Genomic DNA, 12,866 nt, shown 5'->3' with positions numbered 1-12,866 from the left:
GCTTCAGTCCAGGGAGTAGTTGGGAGCTTCCCGCGTGATCGTCACGTCGTGGGGGTGGCTCTCTTTCATGCCCATGACCGTGCTCTGCATGAACTCGGTCTTCTCGTACAGCTCGGGGATAGTGCGCACGCCGCAGTAGCCCATGCCGGAGCGCAGGCCGCCCACCATCTGGTAGATCGTGTCGCCGGCGCGGCCCTTGAACGGCACGCGGCCCTCGATGCCCTCTGGGACGAGCTTTGAAGCCTCCAAATCCTCCTGGGCGTAGCGGTCCTTGCTGCCCTTCTTCATCGCGCTCAACGAGCCCATGCCACGATAGACCTTGAACGTGCGGCCCTGGAACAGCACTGTCTCGCCCGGGCTTTCCTCGGTGCCGGCCAGCAGGCTGCCCAGCATCACCGACTGCGCCCCGGCGGCCAGGGCCTTGACCATGTCGCCGCTGTAGCGGATGCCACCGTCGGCGATGATCGGCAGGTCGTGACGTCCGGCCTCCTCGGCGCACTGCAGGACCGCGGTGAGCTGTGGCACTCCCACTCCGGCCACCACGCGGGTGGTGCAGATCGAGCCGGGGCCGATCCCCACCTTGACCCCGTCCACGCCCTCGCCGGCCAAAGAGCGCACGGCGTCGGCCGTGGCCACGTTGCCCGCCACCAGTTGGATGTCGCCCAGCTCGCGGCGCAACAGGCGGACCATCTCGAACACCCGGCGGCTGTGCCCGTGGGCCGTGTCCACCACCAGGGCGTCCACCTCGGCGTCGCGCAGGGCACGGGCTCGCTCCAGGGTGTCCTCGCTCGTCCCGACAGCCGCGGCCACGATCAGACGGCCCTTGCTGTCCTTACTCGCGTTGGGGAACTGGGTGCGCTTGACCAGGTCCTTGACCGTGACCAGGGCCTTGAGACGGCCCTCGGCATCCACCAGGGGCAGCTTCTCGATACGGTTCTTGTGCAGGATTTTCTGGGCCTCGGCCAGCTCGATCCCCTCATGGGCGGTGATCAGCTCGTCGCCGGAGGTCATAAGCTCGCGCAGACGGCGGTTCATGTCGGTCTCGAACAGCATGTCGCGATGGGTGACAATGCCCACCAGACGGCCGTCCGCCTCGGTGATCGGGATGCCGGAAACCCGGCTGGTGCGCATCAGCTCGACCGCGTCGCTCAGGCGGGCCTCGGGCGGAAGGGTGAGCGGCTCGGTGATCACCGCACTCTCACTGCGCTTCACCCGCCGCACCTGCTCGGCCTGCTGGGCGATGGACATGTTCTTGTGTATCACGCCCAGACCGCCCTCGCGGGCCATCGAGATCGCCATCTCGGACTCGGTCACCGTGTCCATGGCCGCGCTGACAATGGGGATGTTGAGTTGGATGCCGCGGCTGAAGCGTGTGGAGAGGTCCGTCTCCCGCGGGAGGATGTCGCTTTTGCGCGGAACGATCATTACATCGTCGAATGTCAGCCCGACCTTTTCGATTATCTTTTTCATCGTAAATACCCGTCATTGTTGGTGTTCGGGCGTTTTAGACGCCCTGGAGCGGGGTTTTGAATAATATGTAAGTTTAACAGAGTGGGCTGGAAAAGTCAAAGGCGGCGAATGGGTGGCTGGTAGTCTCAGGCGGTAAAAACCGGTGTCAGGGTACGGTGTGCCGTGTCCGAACCAAAGCGTGAATCATGAACTGCCAACGTAGAAGGCAGGCTTTCCCGTAGGGGCAGGCCCCTGTGCCTGCCCCTGTCGGTCCGGGCGGCCACAGGGGGCCGCCCCTACGCAAAACGCAAAGATTGTACCGGCCCACGCCGGCTTTGCTTCTTTCGCCGAATAGGAAAGAATTGCCGCGATTCGGTTCACGGTGATGAACGAGGCAAAATCGTTCTCAGCGGTGCTCGCCGCTGCGGCGGTCGGCCTCGGAGTCCCAGACATTGCGGTCGACCGAGCGCGGCAGACGCTCGGCGGCCGGGAAATTGGAGTAGATCGCCACCGCGCCCTCGGCCCCGCCCAGAAGGTAGAGCCGCTCGCCGTCCGAGGCGGCGTCCGTGGGGCTGAGCGGAAGGCGCAGCCGCTGGTAGACCATCGCCCGGTAACCGTCCACCACGTAGAGCAGGCTGCGGTCCTCGTGGTCCAGCAGGTAGAGTTCCTCACCTGAGACATAGACGAAATCGCCGTCCACCGCGATCTCGTTCTGGCGGAAGAAATTGCGGCGGTCGGCCACGGTGAGGCTCCCCTCGCCGCAGATGTAGCCGTTGAGCGAGCCGGGCGGCAGGTAGATGTCCCGCGCGGTGCCGTCCACCGGCACCACGGCCGATGAGCGGTTGTCCCGCCGGTCGAAGACCAGGGCGTTCTGCGTGGTGCCGAACCAGCAGTAGGAGGTGTCGGGGTCGTCCCGGATCACCCCGATGCGGCCCGGGGTGGAGGTGAGGTCGAGCAACTGGCCGTTGTACATCACGTGCACCTGGCTGCCGTTGCCGCCCGACACGTAGTCCGCGGCCACGTAGGGCGGGTGGAACTTGAACGGCCGCAGCGGCCAGCTCCGGTCAAGGCCCAGGCTCTCCCCCACCCCGAAACGGTACAGGTCGTAGGCTGAGAGCACCCACGCGGCGCCGTCCCAGGTGAACATCCCCTTTCCCTCGGCCGGCAGCGGCACCCCGCCGAAACGGAAACGGCGCGACAGGTCCACCCTCTCCACACTGCGGTCCTGGTCCTCCACCAGGTAACTCTGCGAATCCCCCACCCGGGCGAACAGCCGCACTCCGCGGGGAATGTCGAGCGTGGCGCTGATCGAAAGCCGCGAGGGCGGGTAGTCCATGCCCACGGCCAGACTGTCGTCCACCATGGTCACCCGGTTCGCCGCGGCCGAGAAATCGAGGCTGCCCCCGGCGGCCACAATGTCCTCGATGATGTAGTTCTCGGGGTTCAGCACCATCACGTTGCCGCGGAACAGGTTGTTGACCACCACTTTCCGCCCGTGCTGCACCATGCGGCCGAGCAGCACGCCCACCAGGACCGAGAATTTCTCCTCCAGCTTGCCGGCATCCAGCACGGTGATACTGCTGGAAAGTCCGTTGGCCACCCACAGGGCGCCCTCACGTTCCAGAATCGGCCCCGGCCCAAACTCCACCTGCACCTGGTCGATCCGGCCCTGCAGGCCCTCATCCAAGACCAGCAGCCAGTCCATGCCTGCGCTGACATAGACTTTCGAGCCCAGGGGCAGCACGCGCTGGGCCGGTGCGGGGAGCCCGCGGTGGGCCGGGTTCGAGTAGGCGTCCGGGTCCAGGCTGTACAGCTCCTGCCCGGCCAGGGCGCAGAGCTTTTCACCTTTCGTGTCCGTGCCCAGGGTGGTCACCGCGCCGCCCAGGTCGGCGAGCTTGGTCAGGGAGGCCGTGCCGTCGCCGGTGGTCAGGCTGTAGACCGCCGAGCGTTCGCAGTCGCCCGCGGCCAGGAACAGCGCCTTCCCCTCGGCTGGGGCGCTCCAGGCCAGCAGCGGCGCGCCCAGCGAGAACTCCCGGCCCAGACGGGTGAAGCCCTCGGGCTCGCACAGCAGCACCCGGCCGTCTTTCTGCCCGGCCAGGAACACGATCCCGCTTTCCCGGTCCTCTGCGATCAGCCAGGGGGCGGCCAGGGTCACGGCCAGACGCGCCGGGCCATCCGCCGGTCGGGTCAGGTCCAGGCGCACCAGGTAGCCGTTCGTTTCATCGGTCAGGTACAGCCAGCGCGCATCCCGCGACAGAAGGACCGCGCCGGGGCTGAAATCCACGAACAGGGTGTCGGTGACCCGGTAGTCCTTGAGGCTCCAGACCAGCATGCCCGAGGCGGAGCGCTCCACCAGGTACAGCTCCTGGGAGGTCGGGTTGACCTCCAGCGAGCGCAGGCCCCGCGGCGCCGGGATCACCGCGTCCACATCCGGCCTGGCGGTGTTGATGACCGAGAGGTTATGCGAGGCCCGGTTGACCGTGAGCAGACGGTTGCCGTCCAGCGGCAGCAGTTCCTCGATCAGGGCGCCGTTGCCCTTGCGCGGCCCGAAATGGAACACTGCCTCCACCTCCAGGTTACGCCGCCCGGTGTCGTAGCGGAACCCATCCACCCGGTCCGCTCCGGGCACGGGCTTGGGACGCCAGACACGGGGGTCCATGTCCTGCCAGCCCAGCACGGGATAGGTGCGCACCAGCCAGTCAAGGGTCTCGGGGTCGAGCCGCTCGGCCACCTCGGGGTACTCGGGACGGCAGTAGCCGCCGGGAACGCGCTGGCAGGCGGGACGGGGCGGCGCGGCCTGATAGGGCAGGTGGAATGCGGCCTGAAGCCCGGTTGCAGCCAGACAGCAAGCCACAGCCAGGACCGGGATCAGGCGCATGAGGGACCGTATCGGCATTGAACGCTCCAGGCGTTCTGGAATCGAAACCAGGGTAGCAAAAGCGCAGAGACAAAAACGAGGGGCACGGCGAACCGTGCCCCTATGGGACTGATAAATATCATCCGAACCGGTCGAGGTTCCAACCTTTACAGGGGGGGTGCCTTTCGCGGTTTCACTCTGCATCACAGGCTTTCAGAACAGGTTCAGCGTGTCGGGCAGGGTCTTGCCCGCCAGCACGGTGCCGACAAAATTTCCCTGCGGCTGGGCCTTGCTCAGCACCTCGACCGCTTTCATCACCTGCTCATCGTACATCGACAAGATATGCTGCGAGACGTTGCGCTCGAACGCGGCATCCGCCACGTAGTAGTTCATCCACTGGTGGATGAGCTTGTCCGCCTGCCTGAACTCGGCCTCGCTCAGGTCGAAGCCGTTGTCGCGCATCAGCTGGCGGGCCTCTTTCATCATCTGCGGGGTGATCTTGAGCACCTTGTCCCGGAAATCGGGCACATAGCCCACCGCCTCGATCGAATCGCTCCCCAGCTCGGGGTGCGAGGTCTTGTACTGCACCGCGTAGCGGAACATCAGGTTGCGGAACAACCCCACCTGCTTGAATATCTTGCGCTCGACCGCGTTCAGGCTGTCGGGCCTGAGATAGAGGTCGGGGGTGATCCCGCCGCCGCCGTGCACCGGCCGTCCCGAGTCGGTCAGGTAGGTCTGGAGCGTGTCCTCGCTGGTGAGCAGGGCCTGGTGCTCCTCGCCCGCGCCCTTGTCGGCGTGGATGCAGCGTCCGCTGGGGGTGTAGTACTTGGCCGTGGTCAGCTTGAGCGCATAGTCGTCGCGCAGGTCGATGATTGTCTGCACCGAGCCCTTGCCGTAGCTGGTCACGCCCATGATCACGGACTTGTCGTGGTCCTGCAGGGCGCCGGCCACGATCTCGCTGGCCGAGGCGCTGCCGCCCGAGATGAGCGTGATCACCGGTGCGTCTTTCCACATCGGGGGCGTGGTGGCCCGGAACACCTTGTTCGACGAGCTGATCCGTCCGCGGGTCGAGACTATCACCTGGCCGGGGTCGAGGAACAGGTCGGCCACATCCACCGCCCGCGAGAGCAGCCCGCCGGGGTTGTCGCGCAGGTCGAAAACCATTTTCCTCATCCCGTGGGCCTTCAGGTCCTCGATGGCCTCGGCCAGCTCCACGCCGCTCTTGTCCGAGAACACACTCAGCCTCACGTAGCCGACATCGGGCGTGAGCATGAACTTGCCCTGGATGCTCTCGATCTTGATTATGTCGCGGGTGATTTCGAAATGGATATCCTCATCCACCCCCATGCGGCGGATCCAGATGTTGACCTGGGTGCCGGGCTTGCCTTTCAGGCGGCGCACCGCAGCCTCCAGCGCCATCTGCCAGGTGGGTTCCTGCTCGATGCGCACGATCCGGTCTCCGGCCTGCAGCCCGACCCGCGAGGCCGGGGTGCCGGGGATGGGGCTGAGCACTGTCAGCGAGTCGTCCCGGATCGAAATCTCGATTCCTATGCCGCCGAACTCACCGCGGGTCTGCTCCATCAGACGGTTGTGGTTGCGCTGATCCAGGAGCTGGCTGTGAATGTCCAGACTTTCCACCAGCCCGTCGATCGACTCCATCACCAGGTCCTCGGGCGGGATAGGGTCGACATAGTATTCCGACAGGACGTTAAGCACCTCGTTGAGCTGCATCAGGTTTTTCGCCCCGCCCGAGGCCCCCTCATCGGACTGGGAGACCCCGACCCCCATGCTCAGCATGCACAGCACAACGGCAATCAGGAACAGCTTGAAATATTTTCTCATCCCGGACTCGCTTTCGGCGAAGAATTCCCTCAAAGCAGCCTACCTGCCCATATCCTATAAAATCTATTATCCTTCTGGAGGAAAAGTCAACGCTCTTGGACCGGACAGCCACGATAAAACTGTTGGCGCGCGGTCAAATACAGGCGTTCATCCGGAACGGCAGGGGGGACTTACGGATAAGACGGCGGCGGGAAAGAATTATTCGAAGGGGGTTTCAGGCTCAGGAGCCGCCGTCCAATCGGATCATCTTGCGGCCGCCGGGCAGGTAGTCCTCGCTCACCGGGTTGTCCAGCTTGCGCAATGAGCGGGTGATCCGGGCGATGCGCCGGGCCTCGGAGACAATGTGCTCCACCTTGCTCAACAGTTTGGGGTCGCCGCCCTCCAGGTCGTGCAGCAGGAACTCGGCGTTGCCGATGATGACGGTCAGGGGGTTGTTGATCTCGTGGTTCACGGTCACTGCCAGCTCGCCCAGGGCGGCCAGGCGCTCTTGACGCATCAGGGCCTGCTGGGCCTCGGCCAGCTGGCGGTTTTTCTCCTCCAGCTCCCGGTTGGTCTCGGACAGACGGTTGAAATACAGCGCCCGCTCGATAATTACCCCCAGTTGCGCCCCGGCGATGGACAGCACGTGCAGGTCGTGGCGGGTGAAAGCCCCGGAGCGGCTGTGGCCGAAATTCATCACCCCGATCAGGCGGTCGCCCAGAAGGAGCGGGATCGAGAGGAACGAGCGCAGCGGCGACTCCTCATCGGATTTGCCGCGGTGCATGTCGCTCAGCAGGATCGGGCGTTTCTGCTTGGCCACCCAGGCGCTCAGGCCGTTGCCCATGTCGAAGCTGACCGGCTGGATCAGGTCGACCACGTGGCCCTTGCTGGCCACCACGCGCAGGCGCTGCTCGGACTCGTCGTTTATGAACAGGGCGGCGAACTCGAACTCGGCCAGCTCCTCCAGCAGGTCGAGCACCGAACCGAAAACCACCTCGGTCTCAACCGAGGACTGGATTACCTGGCTGATCTTGAAAAGGGTCTCGAGTTCCCGAGCGCCCAGTCCGTTTTCTTTCCCGTTCTCTCCCATGATACCTCAATAATCGGGCGGGGGCGTCTGTGACTGAAATATTTGTGGCAGCGGGCAGTCGCGCCGGGGGGTTGCCTGGCGCACCGAAGCGGCCGGAGGGGGACCGTGCGTTCAGCGCTTGATCCGGACAAGCCTGGAGCCACAGATCGGACAGAGTCCGGGCTTGTCCGAAATAATATGCACCTCATCCTGCCAGTAGCAGATGTAGCGGTCACCCAGCGGTTTCTGGATGCCGGTCATGATTGACTCGAAAGTGGCGCGGGCCAGGTTCTCCACCGTGTGCTGCTCCAGCAGGCCGCGGGTGCGGAAATCCAGGTACACATTGGGGTCCTCCACTATCGGGTACATCTGGAAACTCCGTCCCAACCCGGCCTCGCCGCGCACGCGCCTGGAATACTGGAGCGCACCGGTCTTCACCTCCACCAGGTCCAAGTCCAGCTCGATCCAGCCCGTGACCTTGTTCCGGTGGAACAGGTGCGGGATCGTGAACCCATCCATGCGGTTCAGGCCGCAGGTGGAAAGCCGCATGAAAGCCACGTAGTCGCAGCCGGCCAGCTCGCCGATCTTGGACAGAAGGCCCGACTCGTACACCTCGGGCGCGCTCAGGCGGTTGCGGCGCAGGACATCCCGGATGTCGTTCTCGGTCCGGACAGTCATGTAGTCGGCCGAGCGCAGCCAGGAAATCACTGCGCGCTGGAACTCCTCCATCTTGTAAGGATAGCCCTCCTCTGCGTTGCGCACATTCAACAGGCAGAGGCTGGTGGGCGGATAGACCAGTTTCTCGGGCGGCAGCTTGCTGCCGTCCGACCGCCCCTGGGCCGCGAGCCCCGTGACAGCGGCCAGGACCAGCAGCGCGGTCAGCGTCACTATCGCCCCGCCCCTCGCTGTCCCCCTTATTTTATACATTGATCTGCAGCTCCAGTTCCATTTCACGGTCCAGGTCGCGAGCCGCGGAGCGGGACAGGTTCGCATCACCCAGGGCACGGGCCTGCCCCAGCTCCATGGCCGCCGGTTTCGGCTGGGCCGTGCGTTCGGCCGCCGGGCTGGAGGAGAGCGCCCATTTGACTTCCTCGCGCGAGAGCCCCATCTCCTGGGCGATGTCGCTGACTGTCCAGTTCTTGGCCCTGAGTTGACGGATCAGGCGGGACTTGACATCCTCCCTGGCCCGGCTGAACCCGGCGGAGGCCGCCTCGACCCTGACCGCGGGCGAGGCCAGTTGCTCCTTGATCCGGCGGGCGATGTCGGCGCCGTAGACCGGGCCGCTGCCTGCGGGTCGTCCCACGCGCAGGTCCATGCCGCGGGCCATGGCCGCCACGGGCTGGGCAGCGGGGTGCGGGGCGCCGCTGTCGGCCGGGACGGCTTTCTGCTTGGCGGCCAGCTCGCGGGCCAGCACCTGGGCCACCTGCTGACGGCGCTCGATCGACTGGGCCGCCTGGCGCAGAGTGATAGTTTCGGGTTGGGCCGCAGCCGGAGCGGGAAGCGCTTTCACGGCCATGTCCTTGCCGGCGCGTCCAAACAGACGCAGCCCGAACCGTCCGAGGGCAAAACGCTCGCCCATAAGGGTGAGCAGGAACAGAAATCCAGTGGCCAGGGTGAGGATAATCACCTGCTTGCGCAGCAGCGGGATGCCCGTGCGCTGGACAAAAGCGCCGACCAGGCCGCGCAGCCGCTGCAGCGGGCTGGTGCCGGCGGGCTGCAACGCAGCCGCCGCAACTGCCGTAGAGCCGTTGTTCGGCGTGGATTCAGCGCCCTGCGCCCGGTCGGCTGGAAGCGGCTGGCCGGTGGCGCCGCTGGCCTGGGCCAAACCGGCGGAGAAGCCCGTGGTATCGGTGGACTGGCTGTCGGGAAACATGGGGGCCCCGGCCTTGGAGGCCATACCATCAAGGGACTCGGCCTCGGGGTCGGCGCGCTGCTCCACCGGCTCGGCACGGTTGGTCCCGGCGCCGGAGGTCTTGCCCAGCGAGCGCTCGAACCAGACCGCCGATTCGGCCGGACGGTTCAGGTCCTTGTAGACTATGCCGAGCTGGAAACAAGCCTCGGGGTTGGTCGGATTGAACGAGAGCGAGTGCTGGAAATGCGCCGCGGCCTGTTCGAGGTGCTTGTCGTTGCGGGCCTGGAGGCCCAGGTCGAAATACGCGCGGGCCGAGTCCAGGTCGATCCGGGGGCCCGCCTCCTGCATGGGGGCGGGCGCGCTCTCCACGGCCGGGCTCACTGCCACCGGAAGGCTCTCGGGCGTGGAGACAGTGATCGCGGTCAGACCGGCGGCGTGGGCGGCGCTCTCCATGGCGCGGTAGTCCACCTCGGGATGGGCCGCGGCCAGCTCCAGGCGGCGCGCCGGGTCGGGCACCGCGGCCGAGAAACCGTTCCAGCGGCGGCGGAAAGAGTCGCGGTCGCCGCTGGCGTGGGCGAGCCAGGCCAGGAACAGGCGCGACTCGTGGGCATACTGCCCGCTGCCGAGCGACTTTTCGAAATTCACCTCGGCCATCTGCGGCTGCCTCTGGCGCATACGGATCAGGCCGGCCTGGTAGTAGCTCTCGGCGGCGCTGTGCCCGGAGCGGATCGCGTTGCGGAACGAGATCAGCGCGGCCTCGTCGCTGCCCTGGCGCACCTGCTCCAGGCCGTGGGAATAGTAATCGATGTTCGGAGAATTATCGTCGCCCTGAACCGACGAGGCGGCTGCGCGGCTCACCTCCAGCACGAAACGCGGCGGCTGGCCGATGTTGTAGGTGCGAAGGCTGAACGGGTGGCGCAGCTTGATCCGGGCCACCGTGGCCCCACCGGCGAGCGGCAGGAACGTGATCGACTCCACGTGCGGGTTGTTCTCGAAGACATAGGACTGCTCGGGCAGCCGGGTGATGTCGGTCCCGTCGAAACGCACCAGCACCAGCTCGCCCCCCGGCTGCGGCTCCACCGCGGTGCGGGCCTCGCCCTCCAGGCTGAAAACAATCCGCGCGTACTCGCGCTCGCTGAACACCTGCAGGCCGTCCAACGAGGCGGCCGCCGCAGGACCGGCCAGCGCGGCCAGGCCTGCCGCTGCTATTGAGATACGGATGAGTCTGAGCATGGTTATGTCCGTTGCAGAAGGCTCGCTGACTGCTTTCCGGCCTCCGGCCGGTAAAATTGTCCTGCAGCGGTAAATGGCAATACTCGTGCCAGCGGTGAAAGGGGACGGAATTCAGGTTTGACGGGGCTTGGAGCGGTGGAGCAAGCGGAGGGGCCGATGGCGCCGGAACATTTTGCCGGGGAGGTGCGGAGAATAATGCGCCCGGAGCGGACAGGATTTTCCGATCAAGCTCTCAGGCTGCCGCGGCCGCCAGTCTCGCCCGCGGCCAGGGACTCCGGGCGGGTGTACTTGCCCAGGACGATGTTGATGAAAGTCTCGGCGGTTTCCATCTCGCCGTTAAGGGCCTCCAGGTAAAACGGCAGGTCCACCCGCCCGTCCTGCGCACGGCGCAGGGGGACCAGACGCAGCACGCCGCGATAGAACGGCGGCACAAGGTCATCCCCGCCCGAGCCGATCCGGGCCGCGCGGGCCAGGATGTCGGCGAAATGCACGATGGCGCAGAGCTCGGGCCTGATCCGCGCGGTCAGGGGCACGTGGTGCAGGCGGATCGCCTCGACCAGGGTCTCGGGAAGGTTCCACCTGCGGGCCAGCCAGCTTCCCACCTCGGTGTGGTTGGCCTCGAACACCCGCTCCTCGGCGCGCGCGATCAGCATCTGCTCCTCGCGGGCGATCTGCAGGCTCTCGGAATAGCGATCGGTCTGGTACTGGCTGAGGATGACCTTGCCGATGTCGTGGATCAGCCCGGCGACAAAGGCCTCGGACTCGATGGCCCTGAGGCCGTGCATCCGGGCGAGCATGCGGCTGGCCACGCCCACGCCCACGCAGTGCTCCCAGAAACGGCTGTAGTCCAGCAGCTCGCCGTCCGTGCGCGCCCGGGCGAAACGCGAGATGACCGAGACCGAGAGGCCCAGGTTCTTGATGGTCTCGAAACCCAGGACCACCACGGCCAGGTTGATCGTGGAAATGGGGTTGGGAAAGCCATAGAAAGAGGAGTTGGCCAGCTTGAGTATCCTGGCGGTCAGCACCTGGTCGGTGTTGATGAGCCGGGTAAGCGAGCGGGCCGAGCTGCGCGGGTCGTCGATGATCTCGAGCATCTTGGCCACGATGGTCGGCAGGGTCGGCAGATTGATAATGGTCTGCGTGATACGCTTGAGCCGTTCCCGGTCGACACGCGTCTGTTTCTGCATCCTCATCGCCCCGGCCGCACCGTTGTGCGGCTGCGCCCGCCGTTGTCAGGCCCGCAGATCGATCCGTCGTATCACGGGCGCTGCCTCATTCTGCGGGCCGCTTCCCTGCGTCCCCGCCTCGATGTCCTCGCCTGCCGCGCTATCCGAATCCGTCTCTTCCTTCTCGCCGCGCCCGCCGCTGTCCTCGCGGCTGGCCGCATCCCGGTCGATGGCCTCGAGCCGCTCGATCAGCACCTCATCGAAACGCACCGGCTCATCCGGGGAAGAGGCGACACTTTTTTTCCGGGGAGGTGGAACAAAATTCATCTCACCGGAGATCGGCGCCAACATGCACATCACCTCCCTCACCGTCGCACCGTGGCCGCCAGATTACGGAACTGGAACAGGCTTTAGAGGTTACGGTTACTGGCGACACGTTGGAGGCGTCAGTTGCGTCGATAATTATATGCAAGAAAAGTGCCGGGGCACCGGGAAGGAGTATGCCGGATGAACCGAAAGGGGACCCTGAAAGGTGAATCAGAAAGAGGCCTTGAGTTTCCCGCGCAGACGGAGCATCGACTCGGTGTGGATCTGGCAGACCCGGCTCTCCGAAATCTGCATCACCTCGCCGATCTCTTTCAGAGTCAGCCCCTCGTAATAGTAGAGCGCCACCACGAGCTTTTCGCGCTCCGGGAGATTGTTGATCCCGTCGACGAGTATGCGTTTCACTTCCTCACGCTCCAGTTCGGTGATCGGACCGTGGCTGGTCGTGTCCTCGATGACCTCGCCCAGCCGAACAGACTGGTCTCCGTCCTCGTAAACCGTATCGTTGATCGAAAGGAACGAGATCGGGCTGACCTCCTCGAGCATGTTGCGGTAATCGGCCAGGCCCACGCCCAGGCGCTCCGAGGCCTCCTGTTCCGTGGCCGGGCGGCCCAGCTCGGCCTCCAGGCTCTGCAGGGTATGCTCGATCTGGCGCGATTTCTTGCGCACGCTGCGCGGGACCCAGTCCAGGCTGCGCAGCCCGTCGATTATCGCCCCCTTGATCCGCAGGGCGGCGTAGGAGGTGAACCGCACCTGCTTCTCAGCCTTGAAATTCTCGATTGCGTCGATCAGGCCCAGAACGCCCAGGCTCTTCAGGTCGTCCAGCTCCACCGAGTGCGGCAGCGAGACCGCCAGGCGCTCCGAGATGTAGCTGATCAGCGACAGGTTGGCCAGAAGGATTTTTTCTTTTGTCTTCGGGTTGTGACTCTTCTGGTACTCGGCCACCAGCTTTTCAACCTGGCGGTTGCGACGGGCGCGCTCCTCGGCGCGCTCCTCGCGGACCGCGCGGTAGGCCTCGCGCACTTTCTCGCGCTTGCTTTCCTTGATGCCCTCTAATGTCTGGCTGCCATCGTTCATGCTTTCCTTCCCGAACGC

9 protein-coding genes are annotated in these 12,866 nt (G+C 65.4%); all 9 read right to left on the bottom strand.

The window, feature by feature from the left end:
• Positions 1-3: 3 nt before the first annotated feature.
• The 9 genes from guaB to LLH00_10165 all read right to left on the bottom strand — a co-directional run bounded on the left by guaB (position 4) and on the right by LLH00_10165 (position 12,848).
• Positions 4-1,470, bottom strand: coding sequence for an IMP dehydrogenase (guaB, locus tag LLH00_10205; protein ID MCE5271641.1), 1,467 nt, complete (start codon positions 1,468-1,470; stop codon positions 4-6).
• A gap of 385 nt (positions 1,471-1,855) precedes the next feature.
• Positions 1,856-4,345, bottom strand: a complete 2,490-nt coding sequence (locus LLH00_10200) for a hypothetical protein (GenBank protein ID MCE5271640.1) — start codon at positions 4,343-4,345, stop codon at positions 1,856-1,858.
• Between the two features lie 174 nt (positions 4,346-4,519).
• A complete protein-coding gene (locus tag LLH00_10195; protein MCE5271639.1) occupies positions 4,520-6,148 on the bottom strand; it encodes a S41 family peptidase in 1,629 nt (542 codons plus the stop codon).
• Between the two features lie 220 nt (positions 6,149-6,368).
• Positions 6,369-7,217 (bottom strand): GAF domain-containing protein, encoded by an 849-nt coding sequence (locus tag LLH00_10190; GenBank protein ID MCE5271638.1) that lies wholly within the window; start codon positions 7,215-7,217, stop codon positions 6,369-6,371.
• Between the two features lie 111 nt (positions 7,218-7,328).
• On the bottom strand, positions 7,329-8,123 hold the full coding sequence (locus LLH00_10185) for a hypothetical protein (GenBank protein MCE5271637.1): 795 nt from the start codon (positions 8,121-8,123) through the stop codon (positions 7,329-7,331).
• The gene (locus tag LLH00_10180) at positions 8,116-10,281 is read right to left on the bottom strand and encodes a hypothetical protein (GenBank protein ID MCE5271636.1); all 2,166 of its coding nucleotides are present in this window, start codon (positions 10,279-10,281) and stop codon (positions 8,116-8,118) included. The genes LLH00_10185 and LLH00_10180 overlap by 8 nt, the downstream gene beginning before the upstream one ends.
• A 224-nt stretch (positions 10,282-10,505) precedes the next feature.
• Positions 10,506-11,468, bottom strand: coding sequence for an HDOD domain-containing protein (locus LLH00_10175; GenBank protein MCE5271635.1), 963 nt, complete (start codon positions 11,466-11,468; stop codon positions 10,506-10,508).
• Between the two features lie 45 nt (positions 11,469-11,513).
• Positions 11,514-11,798 (bottom strand): hypothetical protein, encoded by a 285-nt coding sequence (locus LLH00_10170; GenBank protein MCE5271634.1) that lies wholly within the window; start codon positions 11,796-11,798, stop codon positions 11,514-11,516.
• A 186-nt stretch (positions 11,799-11,984) separates the two neighbouring features.
• Entirely contained in the window at positions 11,985-12,848 is an 864-nt protein-coding gene (locus LLH00_10165) for a FliA/WhiG family RNA polymerase sigma factor (protein MCE5271633.1), read from the bottom strand.
• Positions 12,849-12,866: the final 18 nt, after the last annotated feature.

It is taken from the genome of bacterium (assembly GCA_021372515.1).
Lineage (GTDB): Bacteria > Gemmatimonadota > Glassbacteria > GWA2-58-10 > GWA2-58-10 > JAJFUG01.
The sequence above is the reverse complement of the archived record's forward strand: the minus strand, read 5'-3'. Positions and strand labels throughout refer to the sequence as shown.

Excerpts from the sequence above, each read along its gene's own strand:
- guaB (MCE5271641.1), bottom strand. The coding sequence starts at position 1,470 with ATGAAAAAGATAATCGAAAAGGTCGGGCTGACATTCGACGATGTAATG.
- LLH00_10200 (MCE5271640.1), bottom strand. The coding sequence starts at position 4,345 with ATGCCGATACGGTCCCTCATGCGCCTGATCCCGGTCCTGGCTGTGGCT.
- LLH00_10195 (MCE5271639.1), bottom strand. The coding sequence starts at position 6,148 with ATGAGAAAATATTTCAAGCTGTTCCTGATTGCCGTTGTGCTGTGCATG.
- LLH00_10190 (MCE5271638.1), bottom strand. The coding sequence starts at position 7,217 with ATGGGAGAGAACGGGAAAGAAAACGGACTGGGCGCTCGGGAACTCGAG.
- LLH00_10185 (MCE5271637.1), bottom strand. The coding sequence starts at position 8,123 with ATGTATAAAATAAGGGGGACAGCGAGGGGCGGGGCGATAGTGACGCTG.
- LLH00_10180 (MCE5271636.1), bottom strand. The coding sequence starts at position 10,281 with ATGCTCAGACTCATCCGTATCTCAATAGCAGCGGCAGGCCTGGCCGCG.
- LLH00_10175 (MCE5271635.1), bottom strand. The coding sequence starts at position 11,468 with ATGCAGAAACAGACGCGTGTCGACCGGGAACGGCTCAAGCGTATCACG.
- LLH00_10170 (MCE5271634.1), bottom strand. The coding sequence starts at position 11,798 with ATGTTGGCGCCGATCTCCGGTGAGATGAATTTTGTTCCACCTCCCCGG.
- LLH00_10165 (MCE5271633.1), bottom strand. The coding sequence starts at position 12,848 with ATGAACGATGGCAGCCAGACATTAGAGGGCATCAAGGAAAGCAAGCGC.